The following is a 17,316-nucleotide window of genomic DNA, read 5'->3' on the forward strand; positions in this document are numbered from 1 at the left end:
GGCGGCTCCTGTTCTACTAGATCCACCCGACAAATCCGCATCGGCTCAGCCCTGGAGGTTCGCGGCCAGCAGGTCGAGCAGAGGCTCCCTGCGTACGCACCGCTCCAGCAGGAACGAGTCGGCCAGCTCGGCCAGCTCGTCGTCGCTCAGCCCGCGGAAGCGCTCGGCGTACTCCGGCAGCAGCGCCTGCGCCATCAGGATGTGCCTGATCAGGTCGTCCGTCTGGTAGCGGGCGCCCCACGGGTAGGGGTCCCAGCCGGGGAACTCGCTCTCGACGAGCGCGTGCAGCGGGGCCAGCACGTCGGCCGCCTCCTCCATGGTGGAGCCCCAGCGGTCCACGCCCAGCCGCCGCTTCTTGGCGATGACGTCGCCGAACCGGTCCAGGTACGCCCCCGAGGCGTGTACCAGGCCCTGCAGGCCGACGTCCTTGTACGTCCACAGCGACCAGCCCACGTCCTGCGCGTCGTAGATCGCGAGCTGGTCGCGCAGGATCTGGTAGCGCTGCCCGTCCACCTCGGGGTCGCCGGTGTAGACCGGCCCGAACTCGCCCACCCACAGCGGCGTGCCGGTCTCCCGCTGGAAGCGGGAGCGCTTGGCGAAGGTGCGCTCCAGCTCATCGCGGTCGCACCACTCGCCGCGCGTGTAGCCGGGGTACGGGCCGCCGTGCGCGAAGCCGGCCAGCGCGTAGTCGTGCAGGACGAAAACCGTGTTCTCGTACACTTCCCGAAATATCGAGAAATCGGTGGCGTACGTGTTGCCGTCCAGGAACAGCACGTGCTTCGGATCCGCCGCCCTGATCGCCTTCACCAGCCGGTCGTAGAACGGGCCGATCACCTTCCCCGACACGTCCCCCGGCTCGTTGACCGGGTTGTACCCGGCGACCCACGGATGCTCGCGATAGTGGTCGGCGATGACCTCCCACAGATGCACCGCCCGGTCCTGGAAGTGCCGGTGCTGCCAGAACGCGGCGACGTGGGTGGGATTGTCGCTGTGCCAGTGCTGGTTCTGCGAGCCGGGCAGCGCGTGCAGGTCGATCACGCTGTGGATGCCGCGCTCGCCGAGCAGCCCGATCACCCGGTCGAGATGGCGGAAGCCGCGCGGGTCGATCTCCATCGGCCGGTCGTCGGACTCCCAGTGGCGGTAGTTGACCGGGATGCGCACGCAGTTCATGCCGAGCCCGGCCAGCAGGTCGGCGTCGCGCTCGGTGAAGAACGAGGTCAGCAGCCGGTCGAAGAACAGCTCCGCCCGGTCGTCGCCGAGCACGCCGCGCACGGCCTGCCGCATGGCGGACTCGTTCGCCGGGTAGCCGGTGATGAAGTTCTCCATGTTCATCCAGCCCCCGAGACCCACCCCCCTCAGTCGTACCGGTGCGTCGTCCTCGGTGACGAGCTGGGTTCCGGACACATGCAGCATGGACTCACCCCTTCGTCGCGCCGGCGGTGAGCCCACCGACCAGGTGTCGTTCGGCAATGGCGTAGAAACCGAGCGCGGGCACCATGGCCAGGATCAGGTAGGCCAGGATGCGCGCGGTGTCGGAGGCGTACTGGCCCTGGAACTGCTGGATGCCGAGCGGCAGCGTCCAGCTCGCCTCCTCGCTGAACACCACCAGCGGGAGCATGAAGTTGTTCCAGCTCCCCACGATGGCCAGCACGGAGACGGTGGCGATGGCGGGCCTGGCCATCGGCAGCAGGATGCGCCAGAAGAACCCGAACGGCGAGCATCCGTCGATCGTGGCGGCCTCCTCGATCTCACCCGGGATGCTGCGGAAGAAGCCGCGCAGGATGATGATCGTCAGCGGCAGGCCGAAGGCCGCCTGCGTGAGGATGACGCCGAGCGGGCTGTCCAGCAGCCCGAGCGTGCGCAGCAGGACGAAGATCGGCAGGATCGCCACCGCGAACGGGAACATCAGCCCCGCCGTGAACAGCATGAAGAACAGCTCCCTGCCGCGGAAGGCGAACCGGGCGAAGACGAACCCCGCCAGCGCCGACACCGCCACGGTCAGCACGGTCGTGGCGACCGCGATGAAGGTGCTGTTCCACACCTGCCGCCAGAACGCGCCCGAGGCGAGCACGTCGGTGTAGTTCGCGGTGATCCACGCCTCGGGCAGGCCGAACGGGTTCTCCGACAGCTCGCTGTTGTCCTTGAAGCCGCCGAGCAGCGCGTAGATGACCGGGGCCACCATGAAGGCGCCCACGATCACCGCGATCACGTGCAGGGGCAGCGTGTTGCGGCGCCGTTTGAGCGGCCTGCGGGTCCTGTGGTTCATCGCCGGCCTCCCATCGAGGTCGTCGCGCCCTCCAGGTCACGGCGCATCACGAAGCGCTGGTAAAGGAGGGCGAAGATGAGGCTGAGCGCGAACATCACGACGCTGATCGCACTGGCGTAGCCGACCTGGGAACGCTTGAAGCCCCACTCCATCATGGTGACCGCCATCGTCTCCGAGGAGTGCGACGGGCCGCCGCCGGTCAGGATCCAGACCAGGTCGAACAGCTGGATCGTGTAGATGACCGACAGGAAGACGCTGATCCTGATCGTCGGGCCGAGCAGCGGCAGCGTCACGTACCTGAAGGTCTTCCAGCCCGTGGCGCCGTCGATCTGGGCGGCCTCGATCAGCTCGTTCGGGATGTTCTGCCGCCCGGCGAGGTAGATCATCATGTGGAAGCCGAAGTACTTCCACGTCATGACCAGGAACAACGACGGCATGACGGTGTCGGGGTCGGCCAGGAACTCCGACTCCAGCCCGACCAGTCCCAGGATCTGGTTCGCCATGCCCGAGCCGGGCGAGAGGATCAGCGAGAACAGCACGCCCGTGATGACCTCGCTGAGCACGTACGGGGCGAAGAACAGCACCCGGTAGAGCGCCCTGCCGCGGATGCGCTGGTTCAGCAGCATGGCGATGGCCAGCGAGAACGGCAGCTGGATGAGGATCGAGAAGAGCACCAGGACCAGCAGGTGCGACAGGTCCTGGGCGAAGATCTCGCTGGTGAACAGCCGGGTGAAGTTGTCCAGCCCGATGAAGTCGGTCGGCAGGCCGCCGAAGCCGTTCCACTTGAAGACGCTGGCGTACAGCGCCACCAGCATCGGGGTCACGACCAGCATCAGGAACAGCACGAGCGCGGGGAGCAGGAACAGCATGATGCCCACCCAGCGCCCGCGGCGCCTCCCGACAGGGGCGGGGGCCGGAAGCTTGACCGCTTCCGGCCCTCTCGTGAGTGTCGTCATCCTTCGCTCTTGGCCACTTCGGTGATGGCGGCGCCGACCTCTTCCGGCGTCTTGGTTCCGGCGAACAGCTCGGCCACGCTGTCATTGACCTGCTGTCCGACGGCCGGCGGGTAGGCCTGGTCCAGGTAGAGCTGGTAGCCGGTGGCACTGGCGAGCTGCGTCGCCACCTCCTTGAGGTTCGCGTCCTTGACCGCGCTCTCCTCGCCCTTCAGCACCGGCAGCACGCCGCCGGACTCCACGGCCTCGGAGTGCTTGTCCATCTGGGTCATGAACTTGACGAAGTCCACGGCCTCCTTCGGGGCGTCCGCGCCCACGGCCAGCCCGCCGCCGCCGCCGAACGCGTCGTCGATCGAGCCCTTACCGCCCTCGACCGCGGGGAACGGGAAGAAGCCGAGGTCGTCGCCGAGGCCCTTGCCCGCGTCCGCCTGGGTGACGGGCGCCCACTGGCCCATCAGCTCCATGGCCGCCTTGCCGTTGCTGACCAGCGCGGCCTGGCCGTCGGGGGTCGAGTAGGCCGCGCCGAGGAAGCCCTTCTGGAACGGCTGCAGGTCGGCCAGCGCCTTCACCTGCCGGCCCGCGGCGATGAAGTCGGGCTTGGTGAAGTCGTGGTCGGTCTCCGCCTGCTTGAGCCCCTCGATGCCGGCGATGCGCAGCGCGAGGTAGGCCCAGTAGTAGTGGCCCGGCCACTTCTCCTTGCCCGCGAGGGCGATCGGGGTGATCCCGGCCGCCTTCAGCTTCTTGACGGCGTCAAGGAACGCCGACCAGGTGGCGGGCGGCTCGGTGATGCCCGCCTGCTGGAAATGTTTCTTGTTGTACCAGAAGCCGACCAGGCCGATGTCGGTCGGCAGCCCGTACGTCTTGCCGTCCACCTGGTACGCGCTCAGCGACGCGGGGGTGAAGTTCGGCAGGACGTCGGCGACGTCGGCCGAGATGTCCTTGACCAGACCGGCGTCGATCTGCTGCTTGAGCACGCCGCCGCCCCAGGAGGCGAAGATGTCGGGCGCCTTGCCCGACTGCGTGATCGTGGTGAGCTTGGCCTTGTACGCCTCGTTCTCCAGGACCGTCGCCTTGATCGTGACGTGCGGGTTCTGGGCCTCGAACTCCTTGGCCCGCTTGGCCCACAGGGTCTTGAGCGGGTCCGCCGTCGACAGGTGCCACCACTCAAGCGTCACCTTCTGGGGAGCGCCGCCACTCTCCTGAGGAGCGGACTCCCCTCCACCGCCACCGCAACCGGCCACGAGCACGGCGGTTGCGATCACCACCAGACTGCGTTTCATGGGGTTCCTTCCTCAGCTGACGGTTGAAAGTTTCGAGAACCCCCCGATAGTTTCGCTGCCGTGATCGTAGGTAAACGCCAGGTAAAGCGTCAACACCCCCTATGGGAGCGATCCCAAACCGAAACTTTCGGATACACTCCCGATTTGTGTCAGCGAAGAGGCGGGTCACGATCGCACTGATCGCGGAAGAGGCCGGCGTATCCATCCCCACGGTCTCCAAGGTCATCAACGGGCGCCCGGAGGTCGCTCCGGCGACCCGCCATCGTGTCGAACGCCTGCTGCAGGAGCACGGCTACCAGCGGCGCATCAGCCAGGACGACACCCCGGCCGGCCTGGTCGACCTCGTCTTCGCCGAGATCGAGTCGCCGTGGGCGATGGAGATCGTCCGCGGGGCCGAGAGCGCCGCCCACGACGCCGGCGCCAGCGTCGTCATCTCCGTCCTGCACACCCACGCGGGTCCCGGACGCGACTGGCTCGAACGCCTCGCCGCCCGGCGGACCGACGGCGTCGTCATCGTCGCCTCCCGGCTGTCCACCGGGATCCAGGCCCAGCTCAGCGCCCGGTCACTGCCGTTCGCCGTCGTCGACCCCGAGGGCGAGCCCGCGCCCGGCGTCGTCTCCGTCGGCGCCACCAACTGGAACGGCGGGCTCGCCGCCACCCGCCACCTCATCGAGCTGGGCCACCGCCGCATCGGCATGATCAGCGGGCCGTCCGACATGCTGTGCAGCCAGGCCCGCATCGACGGCTACCGCGCCGCGCTCGAGACCGCCGGTCTGCCCGTCGAGCCCGAGCTGATCAGGCGCGGCACCTTCCTCGTCGAGTCCGGCCACGACGAGGGCCACGCCCTGCTGTCGCTGCCCGAGCCGCCCACCGCCATCTTCGCCGCCAGCGATTTAATGGCCTTCGGCGTCTTCGAGGCCGCCCGGCAGCGCGGATTGCGCGTCCCCGAAGACCTGAGCGTCGTCGGCTTCGACGACCTGCCGCTGGCCAAGTCCGCCTGGCCGCCGCTCACCACCGTCCGCCAGCCGCTCCAGGAGATGGCCGCGCTGGCCACCAAGACGGTGCTCGCCATGGGCCATGGAGAGGTGCCGGAGACCAAGCGGGTCGAACTGGCCACGGAGCTGATCGTCAGGGAGAGCACGGCCCACTACGCATAGCCCCGTTCCGGGGCGTCGCGGAAAGGTCGCGCGCGGACTCGATCATGTGTTTGAATTCTTCGCATGGACTTCCCGCGATACCTCGCACTGCTCGACGCCGACTGCGCTCGCCTGCGGGCCGCCGCCGTGCGTGATCTCGCCGCGCCCGTGCCGTGCTGCCCCGGATGGACGGCCGCCGACGTGCTCTTCCACACGGGGGAGGTGTTCCTGCACAAGATCGAGATCATGCGGACCGGCGCCTGGCCCGACCCGTGGCCGCCGGAGCCCGACCCCGCCGAGCCCGCCGGATACTTCGACCGCGCCGTGCGGGAGCTGAAGGCGGAGTTCGCCGCACGCGAGCCCGCGGACGCCACGCCCACCTGGTACGCCCCGGACCAGACGGTCGGGTGCTGGATCCGCAGGATGGCGCAGGAGGCGGTCGTGCACCGGGTGGACGCCGAGCTGGCGGCGGGCGGCCCCGTCACGCCGATCCCCGACGACCTGGCGCTCGACGGCATCGACGAGGTGCTGGTGGCCTTCCTGGCCTACGCCTCGGCCTCCTGGCCCGACGAGCTGGGCGACGCGCTCAAGACCGCCGACGGCCGGTCGGTGGCGATCGAGGCGGGCGGGCGGCGGTGGACGGTCCGCATGGCCTCGTCCGGCGTCGAGGTCACCCCGGGCGACGGCGAGGCGCAGGCGTCGGTCGCGGGCGCTCCGCAGGAGACGCTGCTGTGGGTGTGGGGGCGCGGCGACGCCTCTTCGCTGAACGTGTCAGGCGACGAGCAGCTGATCGCCCGCCTGCGCGACCTGCTGCGAGCGGCGACGCAGTAACGCGACCAGGGCGGGTGGTGCCGGTCGGTGCGGCGGCCGGAGATCGGCTGGGGCGGTCAGGTACGCCGTCGGAGATCGGCCGGGGCTCAGGTGCGGCGGTCGGGGATCAGCTCGTCGGCGAGGGCTTCCAGGGTGGCGACCGTCTTGCGCACGTGTTCGGGGTCGTCCGTACGCAGGGCCGCCGCCAGCGCGTGGTCGATGGGGGTGTCGCGGACCCGGGTCACGCGTTCCGAGACCTCGGGGGTCTCGCGGATGATCGTGCGCCGGCGGTCGCGGGGGTCGGTGACGGTCGTCACGGCGCCCGCCGTGCGGAGCCGGGCGATCGCGGCCGAGACGGCGCTCTGTGGCAGGCCCGTGCGCGCGGCGATCTCGCCCACCGTCGTGTCCGGGTGCGCCCGCAGATCGCTCACCACGATCAGCACCGTACGCATGCTCGTCGGCTGATCACCGATCCCCTCCGTCGGCATCGCCTCTTCGCCGATCTTCATCAGCGCCCGGCCCAACAGGAACAATTCCACCCCATTCACGCTCAGCAACATACAGGTACGGCTCGGTAGGGTCCTGAGACGTGACGAGCGAGTTGGAGTGCCTTGCCGCGCGGTTGCGCGAGTTCGCCCGGGTCAGGGAGTGGGAGCGGTTCCACACGCCGAAGAACCTCGCGATGGCGCTGGCCGGCGAGGTCGGTGAGCTGGTGGCCGAGTTCCAGTGGCTGACGGCGGAGGAGTCGGCGAGCCCCGATCAGGAGACGCTCGACCGCATGCGTACGGAGCTGGCCGACGTCACCCTCTACCTCGTGCGCCTGGCCGACGTGCTGGGCGTCGACCTGATGGCGGCGGCGCAGGCCAAGCTGGAGGACAACGACCGCCGCTACGACGTCGAGCGTTACCGCGGCTCGGCCAGAAAGGCGCCACCGAGCGGAACGTGACCGCCCTGGAATTTGCTCCCAAAGGGGCATTTATGCCAACGGGCATTTTCTACGGCATATATCTGACCTTGGCGCTATAGGCTCGACCACATAAGTGCGACAGTCGGATGAGATCGTCAAGGCTGCGACATGCGGAGGCGCGACTTGAGTAGCCTCGTTTCACCGAGTCGCGCAGGCGAGCATCAATGGGGAGGATTGATCGCTCATGGCATATGCCCCCGCATATCCCCTGATAGTAGACGCCGTACGCCGTCCCTCCCCGCTGGCCAGAGAAGACGGCCGCCCGATCCTCATCTTCACCGGCGACTTGCGCGCGGCCGACGAGGCCGTTGACGACGTCGACAGAATCGGCCGCTGGGCGCCCCACGCGCGCATAGAGGCGACGGCCGCCTCCGACGTCGCGGGCGTCATCGAGAAGCTGACCTTTCGCGACGGCCTTTTGACGCGCTGGGTCGGGGGCACGCTGCTTCCGCCGCCCCGTTTTCTGCTGACCCGATTCATTCTCTGGGCCTGGCGGGAAGCGCACCCCGCGGCGAGCGGAGAACACCGGGAAACGCCGACCCGCGAAGACTACGTACGCTCCCATACCGCGTGGCGGAAGGCGGAGACGTTCACCGGACCCGCGCTGCGCAGCTGGGCCGACTACGTCAGCCGCACCATGACCACGTGGCTGCCCGCCTCGGGGCTGACGGCCTTCGGGCTGCAGCAGTTCATGGACGGCGTCAATCTGCTGCTCTGGCTGATCAGCCCGGCCGTCGCCGTCGTCCTCGCCCTGCTGCACGCCACGCTGCTGGTCAGGGGCCTGCTCTCCTACCGCTGGTTCCGCCGGGCGCCCTACCTGCCGCGCCGGGCGGGCGAGCCGCTCGTCGACTACGCGATGCGCATCGCGGGCACCGAGCTCCCGCCCGGACACGAGGGCGAGCACCGGGAGCAGGCGGAACGCCTGCTCGTCACGGCGCTGCTGGAGGACCTCCGCCAGGCCTACCGGCGCCGCCTGTTCCCGTGGGCCTGGCCGGGCTGGGGCCGCCACACCTATCCCGTGGTGGGCATCAAGCACGCCGACCCCGGCACGGCGGGGCGCCGGTTCGTCGAGCTGGTCGAGGAGATCAGGGTCGGCACGGGCCAGCGGGGCCCGCTGCTGCTGGTCGTCTCCACGTCGGTGCCGCCTTCCGCCCACCAGGCCCGGTTCGACGGCGGGGGCATCGACGCCCCGGCCGAGCTGTACGCGGAATGGGGCAGGGCCATGCGCCGGTTCCAGCCGAGCCCGTACCTCGTGATCGACACGACGCGTCCGGTGGAGCCGGGGACGGTGCGGCGGCGTCCCGAGCGGCGGCTGCGTCCCGTCAGGGCGATGGTGTTCTGGGCGTTCGTGCTGACGCTGGTGGCCACGCCGGTGACGGTCACCGCGGCGAACGCGCTGGGCTGCGGCTCCGGTCTGCACGAGCTGGCCGGCCAGTGCGTGGGCCTGGGCTCGCTGGACAAGATCGCACCGCACGCGACCCTGCGGCCGGTGACGAACAAGATCGAGCAGCAGAACGCCGACATCCCCTTCGGCGCCAAGGTCATCAAGATCGCCTATCTGGGCCCGCTGACGACGCAGCCGGGCGCCCTGTTCAAGGACGGCCAGATGACGGCGGTCGCGGGCGAGCTGACCGGGCTCGGGGCGTACCAGGCGGAGTTCAACAAGAGCAAGTCCGACTGGAAGATGAAAGTGCTGTTCGCCAACACCGGCCAGGATTTCCTCGGAGCCGAGCCGGCGGCCGGCGAGATCGCCGAACACGCGAAGAGCGATCCCTCCCTGGCGGCGGTCGTCGGGTTCGCGTGGAGCAGGGACGAGGTGCGGCGGGCGGTCATGCGGCTGACGAAGGTCAACATGCCGATGGTCGGCACGGTCAGCACCGTGCACCAGATCGCGGTCGATGACGAGCGAGGCCGCTCGCCCTACTTCTACCGGCTGGCGGTCGTGGACACGCTGCAGGTCAAGGCCACCGTCCACTGGCTGGAGCAGATCGGGCTCGACCCGGCGGTGGGCAGGAGGCCCGGCGTGGCCGTCGTCTGGCAGAAACAGCGCGGCGAGCTCTACAGCAAGGACCTGCGGGACCTGTTCTGGGCGGCGTACCAGGGGGAGAAGACCGAGCACCCCTTCACCGACGACGCCTCGCTCGAAGCGGCGGTGCGCAGCGCGTGCCGCACCAAGGCGAAGGTGCTCTACTACACCGGCAGGGCCGACTTCCTGGCCATGGTCCAGCGCGCCTGGGGCACGTCGTGCCAGCGGGCCGGCGTACGGCTGCTGGCGTCCGACGACGTGACCGGCGCGATCGCGAACGACGTGCGCGGCAACCCCGGCAAGCACACCGTGACCATGTCGTTCGTCTCCCTGACCGACGCCAGGAACCCCTCCGGCAACCAGAGCCAGGAGGTGCTGTGGCGATGGGCGGACAAGACGTCGCGGACCTTCTCGTACGTGCACGCCGCCTTCGGCTACGACGCCGTCCAGGCCGTCGCCATGGCGTTCAACACCTACCGCAACCAGAGCCCCGACGCCCTCGCCGTACGCGCCGGCGTGCACTACAACCTGCGCGGCCTCAGCTTCGACGGGGCGACGGGCGCGGTGGCCTTCTCCTCCGACGCCACCGACCACGACGCCCAGGGCCGCGCGATCTGGCTCATGACCGTCGAGGCGGGCGAGGAGATCAAGGCGGTACGCGAGTGCCACCCCACGACCAAGACGCACGGATGCGGGCAGCCGCGCGACCCCGCGGAGCCGATCTGACGGGAGGCGTTCCCGCGTAGGGTTACGGCCATGCGATTCGGCGTGCTCGGCCCGCTGGCCGTGTGGACGGATGCCGGGCAGAGCGTCACGATCCCCGGGCTCAAGGTACGCACGCTCCTCGCGGACCTGCTGGTCCACGAGGGGCACCCCGTGTCGGTCGACCGGCTGGTCGACGACCTGTGGGGCGAGGACCCGCCCGCCAACCCGGCGGGCGCGCTGCAGGTGCGCGTGTCGCAGCTGCGCAAGGCGTTCGAGGACGCCGAGAGCGGCGGCAAGAACCTCGTCGTCTCCCGCGCGCCCGGCTACCTGCTGCGCGCCGACGAGGGGGCGGTGGACGCCGTACGGTTCGCGGAGTTACTGGCCAGGGCCGAGGCCGCTGACAGCCCCAGGACCAAGGCGGGGCTGCTGGCCGACGCGCTGGCGCTGTGGCGCGGCCCGGCGTACGCGGACTTCGCCGACGAGGAGTTCACCAGGGCGGCCGTGCACCGCCTGGAGGAGCAGCGGCTGTCGGCGCTGGAGCAGCACGCCGAGGCCCGGCTGGAGCTGGGCGAGCACGGGCTGCTCGTGGGCGAGTTGAGCGACCTCGTACGCCGCCATCCGCTGCGCGAGCGGCTGCGCGCCGTGCACCTGCGGGCCCTGTACCGCGCGGGCAGGCAGAGCGAGGCCCTGGCCGGTTACGCCGAGCTGCGCGACCGGCTGGCCGACGAGCTGGGCCTCGACCCCGGCCCCGAGCTGGTGGCGCTGCACCAGGCGATCCTGCGGCAGGACCCGGCGCTGAGCGTGCCGGCCGAGCGGCCGTCCACCAACCTGCCCGCCCCGGTCAGCAAGCTCATCGGACGTGACGCGGCGCTGGCCGAGATCGGCGCCCTGCTGGGCGAGGAACGCCTGGTGACGCTCACCGGCAGCGGCGGCGTCGGCAAGACCAGGCTCGCGCTGGAGGTGGCGAACCGGCTGGCGGAGGAGTTCGCGGGCGGCGCCTGGCTGGTGGCGCTCGACCAGGCGTCCCGCACTCCGGCCGAGGCGGTGACGGCCGCGCTGGACATCAGGGAGGACGCCGGCCCCGAGGCCGCGCCCGCCAGGCTGGCCACGGTGCTGCGGCAGCGGCGCACGCTGCTCGTGCTGGACAACTGCGAGCACCTGGTCGAGCAGGTGGCCGAGCTGGCGGAGTCGCTGCTGCGCTCCTGCCCCGATCTGCGGATCCTGGCCACCAGCAGGGAGCCGCTGGCGGTCGAGGGCGAGGTGCTGTGGAATGTGCCGCCGCTCGGCGTGCCCACCGGGGAGGACCTCGCGGCCATGGCACGCTCCGACGCCGTACGCCTCTTCGTGACCAGGGCCGCCGCCTCCGCCCGCGGGTTCGTCCTCGACGCCGGCAACGCCCCCGCCATCGCGCAGCTGTGCCGCAGGCTCGACGGCATCCCGCTGGCGCTGGAGCTGGCGGCCACCCGGGTGCGCGCGCTCGGCGTCCAGGGCGTGGTGGCCAGGCTCGACGACCGGTTCAGGCTGCTGGCCTCCGGGCAGCGCGGCGCCCCCGCCCGCCAGCAGACGCTCACCGCGGTCATCGACTGGAGCTGGGACCTGCTGTCGGAGGCCGAACGCGTGGTCCTGCGCCGCCTCGCCGTCCACGCCGACGGCTGCACGCTGGAGGCCGCCGAGTCCGTCTGCGGGCTGGACCCGCTCGACGTGCTGGACCTGCTGGCCAGGCTGGTCGATCGCTCGCTGGTGACGGTCGTGGACACCCCCGGCGGGGTGCGCTACCGGCTGCTGGAGTCGGTGTCGGCGTACTGCCTGGCCAGGCTGGCCGACGCGGGCGAGCTGGACGACGTACGCCAGGCGCACCTGCGCCACTACCTGGAGCTGGCCCTGCGCGCCGAGCCCGAGCTGTACGGCCCCGACCAGCGCGACTGGCTGCTGCGCCTCGACGCGGAGTCGGCCAACCTGCGCGCGGCGCTCGACACCGCCGCGGCGGCGGGCGACGCGGACGGCGCGGCCCGGCTGGTCAACGCGCTGACCTGGTACTGGTTCCTGCGCGGGCGGCTCACCGAGGGCAGGCGGGCGTTTGCGACGGCGCTCGCCGTGCAGGGCGGTGAGCAGGGCGGTGAGCAGGGCGGTGAGCAGGGGGACGAGCGGGCCAGGGCGGCGGCCTGGGAGGCGGGCTTCGCGCTCATGATGGGCGAGGAGCCCGACTGGCCGCCGGTCGTGGCGGCGATCGCCGACCCGAAGGCGCGGGCCAGGGCGGAGCTGTTCATGTCCCTGCACGTCGCCGACCTGACGACGGGGCAGGAGCTGGGGGAGCGGGCGCTGGCCACGTTCAGGGAGGTCGGCGACCGCTGGGGCGTCGCCACCGCGCTCACCAGGCAGGCCATGGACGCCTTCACCCTGCGCGACACCGAGGCGCTGCGGCGCGTCGCCGGGGAGAGCGCCCGGCTGTTCACCGAGCTGGGCGACCGGTGGGGGCTGCTGCGCGCCACCGAGTGGCTGGCCTCGCTGGCGCAGATGGAGCACGACACCGAGGAGGCCGACCGGCTGTTCGGCGCGAACCTGCGGATGGCCGAGGAGCTTGAGCTGTGGCCCGAGGTGGTCACGTACATCGCCTGGCTGGGCTGGACCGCGCTGGAGAGCGGCGCGTACGAGCGCGCCATCGAACGGGGCGCGCGCGCGCTCGCCCAGGCCCCCCCCCAGGGCTACGGCACGGGCGCGGCGATGGCCGAGATGACCCTGGCCTTCGCCGCGCGCCGGTCGGGCCGGCTCGACCTGGCCGAGCGGCACCTGCACCACCTGCTCGACGGCGTCTCCCGTGACCCCGCCGCCGAGCCCGCGCTGCACCTGCCGGACGTCCTCGTCGAGATGGGCCGGCTCCTGGAGCAGCGCGGTGATGCGGCCGGGGCGCTGGAGCTGCACGCCGAGGCGCTGGCCGCGGTGCACAGGATCGGCGACCCCTGGACGGCCGTGGGCGCCGTGGAGGCCGCCGCGTCCGCAGCCGGTCCCACCGAGCGGGGGGCACGGCTGCTGGGCATGGCCGCCGCCGCCCGGCGGCACCACCGGCTGCCCGCCGCGCCGATCGAGCAGGAGGACATCGGCAGGACGGCCGCGCGGGCGCGGGAGGCGCTGGGGGAGGAGGCGTACGCGGCGGCGTACGCGGAGGGGGAGACGTACAAGCTGGAAGACGCCCTCACCTTGCTAGGGCTCTAGGTACGCGGCCAGCCGTCCGCAGAACTCCTCCCACCCCTCACGCCCGACGCCCACGCCGATCTCGCGTACCCGCAGCTCCGTGCCCGCGCCCGCCGCGACGAACACCACCGTCACCACGGACGCGGCCCGATCGCCCGCACCGGTCGTGAACACCAGCCGCTCCGGCGCCACCACCTCCCGATACCGCCCGCCCACCACCATCTCGAACCCCTCGTCACCGACCAGCGTCACTCCCCACGCCCCGCCCGCCCGCACGTCGAGGGTGACCCGCCCCAGCGGCGTGGCCATCCAGGCGGGCCCGAACCAGCGGCAGAACCGCTCGGGCTCGGTCCACGCGGCCCACACCAGCGGGCGCGGCGCGCCGAGAAGATGGACGAGGTCATAGGAGACGGTGACGGACATGCGCTCTGCCCTCCGGAGGTGACGGATGCTCCCAGAGTGCGACGCCGTGCTTACGATCCCCTTCTCGCCGCCTTCAGGCCCGTGGCACGCTGGGACGCATGCGGATCATTCGGGCGGCGAAGGTGCTCACCGGACGTCCAGGAGAGGTGATCGGGAACGGGGAGATCCTCATCGACGGGCCCCGCATCGTCTCCGTGGGGCCGCGCGGCAGCGCGGGCGAGGCAGGCGAGGTGCTCGACCTGCCAGGACACACCGTCCTGCCAGGGCTGATCGACGCGCACGTGCACCTGGGCTTCGACGCCAAGGTCGACCCGGTGACGCGGCGCAGCGCCGAGAGCGACGCCCACCTGCTGCTGCGCATGGCCGAGAACGCGCGCAAACTCGTCTCCGCCGGCGTCACCACCGCCCGCGACCTCGGCGCGCGCGGCTTCCTCGACCTCGCGCTGCGCGACGCCGTCGAGGAGGGCCTGGCCGTCGGCCCGCACATCGTGGCCGCCACCAGGCCGATCACCATCACCGGCGGCCACTGCTGGTACATGGGCGGCGAGGCCGACGACGAGGCCGCCATCCGCCGCGTGGCCAGGGAGAACCTGCGGGCCGGCGCCGACTGCCTCAAGGTGATGGCCTCCGGCGGCCAGATGACGCCGGGCGCGCCGCCGAGCTGGGTCCCTCAGTACGGCACCGAGCAGCTCCGCGCCGTCGTGGAGGAGGCCGCCACGCGCGGCAAGGGCGTCGCCGCCCACGCCCACGCGCACGCCGCCATCCGCAGCTCCGTCGAGGCCGGCGTCACCACGATCGAGCACTGCACGTTCTTCACCCCGTCGGGCCACCGCTACGACCCGAAGCTGGTGGAGCTGGTCGCGGCCAGCGGCACGTACGTCTGCCCGACCGTGCACGGCGTCTTCGACCGCATCAGGAAGGTGCACGGGCAGGAGATGCTCGACGCCTGGCTGTCCGGCGTCGCCCGCATGCGGGAGGCGGGGGTGCGGCAGATCGCGGGCACCGACGCCGGGTTCGCGGTGGGCGAGGTGGCCAACCCGACCGACGGGTACGTGGGCGGGCTCGAGGTGTTCGCGATGGCCGGCTACCGCAACGCCGAGATCATCGAGCTGGCCACCGTGCTGGCCGCCGACGCCTGCGGGGTGGGCGAGGTGGCCGGCAGCCTCGACCCCGGCAAGCGGGCCGACCTCATCGCGGTCGCCGGCGACCCCCTCGAACGCATCGCCGACCTGCGCAACCTCTCGCTCGTGCTGGTCTCGGGCCGGTCCGTGACCCAGGCGGGCGTCGACACCACCACCTTGTCGGTCGGCTGAACTGTCGGTGCCGTACGGCATCCTGACCTCACCACACGTCCCCGAGGAGAGCCCGCATGCTGCCCTGGTCCGCCGACCTCGCCGGTCGCCTCGACCACCACGTCGTCGACAGCGCGCTGCTGCGCGGCAACCCCCTCGGCGACCCGCACGAGCGGCCGCTGGTCGTTTATGTCCCGCCCGGCTACGACGACGCGCCCGACCGCCGCTACCCGGCCATCTACGTCCTGCTCGGCTACACCGGCCACGTCGCGATGTGGTTCAACAGGACCCCGTTCCGCCGGCCCTACCCCGAGCTGACCGACGCCCTGTTCGCGGCGGGCGACGTGCCGCCCGCGATCGTCGTCTACGTCGACGCCTGGACCTCGCTCGGCGGCAGCCAATATCTCGACTCCCCCGCCACCGGCCGCTACCACTCCTACCTGCGCGATGAGATCGTCCCCTACGTCGACGCCCGCTACCGCACGCTCGCCGACCGCGACCACCGCGCGATCACCGGCAAGTCGAGCGGCGGCTACGGCGCGATGGTGACCGCCATGCTGGCGCCCGACGTGTTCGGCGCGCTGGCCACCCACGCCGGCGACGCGCTGTTCGAGGTCAGCATGCGGCGCACGTTCCCGGCGCTGGCGCGGCGGCTGCGCGACATGTACGACGGCTCCTACGACGCCTTCCTCACCGACTTCCGCGGCCGGTTGGCCGGCACGAGGGAGGGCGACCTGGAGCTGCTGGAGATGTACGCCTACGCGGCCGCCTACTCCGCCGACGACGACGGCACCGTGCGGCTGCCGTTCGACGACACCGGCGCGGTCGTGCCCGAGGTGTGGCAGCGCTGGCTCGCCCACGACCCGGTCGTGATGGCCGGCGAGCCGCGCCACGCCGAGGCGCTGCGCTCAATGCGAGCCGTCTGGATCGACGCGGGCCGCCGCGACGAATACTTTCTCGACTTCGGCGCCGTGGCCTTCCGCCGCGCGGTGGAGGCGGCGGGCGTGCCCGGCGACCGGGTCGCCTTCGAGCTCTTCGACGCAGGTCACGGGGGCATCGAATACCGCTATCCACTTGCCCTTGCCTGGCTCGCCCGCCGCCTCACCGCAGGCGAGGTCCAGTAGGCTGCCGCAATGGAACTGAAGGACCAGGTACGCGAGCTGCGCGAGCAGGGCATGTCGCCCAAGCAGATCGCGCGGGCGCTCAAGGTCTCGCCGTCGGTCGTCGCGCCGCTGGTGCGCGCCATCGCCGAGGAGACCGCTCAGGCCACCGGCCCCGGCGAGGCCGAGGTGATGGGCTGCTGGATCAACGTCGGCTGGAGCGAGGGGCTCGGTGTCGATCCGGCGCGCGGGTGGGTCGACGAGGCCCCCGGCTCCGGCGGTGGCGGCAACGTGTGCGTGCTGGTCGCCCGGCGCTACAACTGGGACCGCCTGACGGTCTGCGGCTACCTGGCCGACGTCTACTGCCAGGGCGTCAAGGCCGTCATCGGCCCCGACGTGCTCGACGACCGCGACCTCGCGCGCTTCCGCGAATACTTCTTCGGCGAATACGCGGGCTGGCAGGAGGCCCCGATCGAGCTGGCCAGGCACCTGGTGTTCGGCTCCATCGACTACGCCCACTCGCTCGGCTTCGAGCCCAACGACCTGTTCTCGCTCGGCGCCGACGTGCTGGGCAAGTGGGAGGAGGAGCCGGCGATCACGTTCGGCCGTGACGGCAAGCCCCTCTACGTCGAGGGCCCCGACGACGACACCGCCAAGGTGCTGCGCACGCTGCGGCGCCGCTTCTCCGACGACGAGTTCGGCTACGTCCCCGCGAGCCAGTGATTCTGGTTTTGGCGCGTCACCCCAGGCCGGTGACGCGCATCGTGAGGTTGAGCCGGCCGGCGGCCAGGCCCGTGGCCGGGTCGCCGGTGCCCGGATAGACCTTCGGCACCCCGTGATAGGCCAGCCGCGACGGCCCGCCGAACACGAACAGGTCACCCGATTCGAGCCGCACGTCGGTGTAGGGCTTGCCGCGCGTCTCGGTGTTGCCGAAGCGGAACAGGCAGGCGTCGCCGATGCTGAGCGAGACCACGGGAGCGTCCGCGCGCTCGTCCTTGTCCTGGTGCATGCCCATCCGCGCCTGGCCGTCGTAGAAGTTGATCAGGGCGGTGTCGGGGTCGTACGGCGTCTCCTTCCCGTACGCGTCGGCCAGGGCCCGCCGGCCCAGCTCTTTGAGCCACGCCGGGAACTCCGCCACCCGGCGGCCGTTCACGTCGTGGGCCAGGCGA

Annotated in this window: 15 protein-coding genes; 8 read left to right on the forward strand and 7 right to left on the reverse strand. The window is 71.3% G+C overall.

Going from position 1 to position 17,316, the window contains the following annotated elements; translation table 11 throughout:
* Positions 1-45: 45 nt before the first annotated feature.
* From ABZW11_RS02580 to ABZW11_RS02595, 4 genes are all read right to left on the reverse strand, one after another.
* On the reverse strand, positions 46-1,413 hold the full coding sequence (locus ABZW11_RS02580) for a cellulase family glycosylhydrolase (RefSeq protein ID WP_355411814.1): 1,368 nt from the start codon (positions 1,411-1,413) through the stop codon (positions 46-48).
* A 4-nt stretch (positions 1,414-1,417) separates the two neighbouring features.
* Complete coding sequence (locus ABZW11_RS02585; protein WP_355411816.1) at positions 1,418-2,266, reverse strand: carbohydrate ABC transporter permease; 849 nt, start codon at positions 2,264-2,266, stop codon at positions 1,418-1,420.
* Positions 2,263-3,135, reverse strand: a complete 873-nt coding sequence (locus ABZW11_RS02590; RefSeq protein ID WP_355411818.1) for a sugar ABC transporter permease — start codon at positions 3,133-3,135, stop codon at positions 2,263-2,265. Before ABZW11_RS02590 ends, ABZW11_RS02585 begins: the two co-directional genes overlap by 4 nt.
* A gap of 83 nt (positions 3,136-3,218) precedes the next feature.
* Positions 3,219-4,499 carry an extracellular solute-binding protein gene (locus tag ABZW11_RS02595; protein WP_355411820.1) on the reverse strand — a complete coding sequence of 427 codons (1,281 nt, stop codon included), beginning with the start codon at positions 4,497-4,499 and terminating at the stop codon, positions 3,219-3,221.
* A 146-nt stretch (positions 4,500-4,645) separates the two neighbouring features.
* Between ABZW11_RS02595 and ABZW11_RS02600 the strand changes: the two genes are divergently transcribed.
* Both ABZW11_RS02600 and ABZW11_RS02605 read left to right on the forward strand, forming a co-directional pair.
* Complete coding sequence (locus ABZW11_RS02600; RefSeq protein WP_355411822.1) at positions 4,646-5,656, forward strand: LacI family DNA-binding transcriptional regulator; 1,011 nt, start codon at positions 4,646-4,648, stop codon at positions 5,654-5,656.
* A gap of 63 nt (positions 5,657-5,719) precedes the next feature.
* Positions 5,720-6,466 carry a maleylpyruvate isomerase N-terminal domain-containing protein gene (locus ABZW11_RS02605; RefSeq protein WP_355411824.1) on the forward strand — a complete coding sequence of 249 codons (747 nt, stop codon included), beginning with the start codon at positions 5,720-5,722 and terminating at the stop codon, positions 6,464-6,466.
* A gap of 86 nt (positions 6,467-6,552) precedes the next feature.
* On the opposite strand, the gene ABZW11_RS02610 is transcribed toward ABZW11_RS02605, so the two are convergent.
* Positions 6,553-6,984 carry a MarR family transcriptional regulator gene (locus ABZW11_RS02610; RefSeq protein ID WP_355411826.1) on the reverse strand — a complete coding sequence of 144 codons (432 nt, stop codon included), beginning with the start codon at positions 6,982-6,984 and terminating at the stop codon, positions 6,553-6,555.
* A 50-nt stretch (positions 6,985-7,034) separates the two neighbouring features.
* Here ABZW11_RS02610 and ABZW11_RS02615 point away from each other — a divergent pair, with 50 nt between their 5' ends.
* The 3 genes from ABZW11_RS02615 (at position 7,035) to ABZW11_RS02625 (ending at position 13,353) form a co-directional block, all read left to right on the forward strand.
* Positions 7,035-7,391: a nucleotide pyrophosphohydrolase gene (locus tag ABZW11_RS02615; RefSeq protein WP_355411828.1), complete on the forward strand. Its 357-nt coding sequence runs from the start codon at positions 7,035-7,037 to the stop codon at positions 7,389-7,391.
* 205 nt (positions 7,392-7,596) lie between these two features.
* Entirely contained in the window at positions 7,597-10,164 is a 2,568-nt protein-coding gene (locus tag ABZW11_RS02620; RefSeq protein ID WP_355411830.1) for a hypothetical protein, read from the forward strand.
* Between the two features lie 30 nt (positions 10,165-10,194).
* On the forward strand, positions 10,195-13,353 hold the full coding sequence (locus ABZW11_RS02625; protein WP_355411832.1) for a BTAD domain-containing putative transcriptional regulator: 3,159 nt from the start codon (positions 10,195-10,197) through the stop codon (positions 13,351-13,353).
* Here the strand turns inward: ABZW11_RS02625 and ABZW11_RS02630 are convergent.
* Positions 13,342-13,755 (reverse strand): SRPBCC domain-containing protein, encoded by a 414-nt coding sequence (locus tag ABZW11_RS02630; RefSeq protein WP_355411833.1) that lies wholly within the window; start codon positions 13,753-13,755, stop codon positions 13,342-13,344. The genes ABZW11_RS02625 and ABZW11_RS02630 overlap by 12 nt on opposite strands.
* Positions 13,756-13,853: 98 nt before the next feature.
* On the opposite strand from ABZW11_RS02630, the gene ABZW11_RS02635 reads away from it, so the two are divergent.
* Genes ABZW11_RS02635 through ABZW11_RS02645 form a run of 3 tightly spaced genes read left to right on the forward strand, consistent with a single transcriptional unit; the run spans position 13,854 to position 16,870 of the window.
* A complete protein-coding gene (locus tag ABZW11_RS02635; RefSeq protein ID WP_355411835.1) occupies positions 13,854-15,068 on the forward strand; it encodes an amidohydrolase family protein in 1,215 nt (404 codons plus the stop codon).
* 56 nt (positions 15,069-15,124) lie between these two features.
* Complete coding sequence (locus tag ABZW11_RS02640) at positions 15,125-16,171, forward strand: alpha/beta hydrolase-fold protein (RefSeq protein WP_355411837.1); 1,047 nt, start codon at positions 15,125-15,127, stop codon at positions 16,169-16,171.
* 9 nt (positions 16,172-16,180) lie between these two features.
* Positions 16,181-16,870 (forward strand): helix-turn-helix domain-containing protein, encoded by a 690-nt coding sequence (locus tag ABZW11_RS02645; RefSeq protein ID WP_355411839.1) that lies wholly within the window; start codon positions 16,181-16,183, stop codon positions 16,868-16,870.
* 16 nt (positions 16,871-16,886) lie between these two features.
* Here ABZW11_RS02645 and ABZW11_RS02650 read toward each other — a convergent pair.
* The coding region (locus tag ABZW11_RS02650; RefSeq protein WP_355411841.1) for an alpha-ketoglutarate-dependent dioxygenase AlkB at positions 16,887-17,316 on the reverse strand (430 nt) is incomplete at its 5' end.

Origin of the sequence: Nonomuraea sp. NPDC004580, assembly GCF_040609855.1 — a bacterium.
In the GTDB taxonomy this organism is placed as follows: domain Bacteria; phylum Actinomycetota; class Actinomycetes; order Streptosporangiales; family Streptosporangiaceae; genus Nonomuraea; species Nonomuraea salmonea.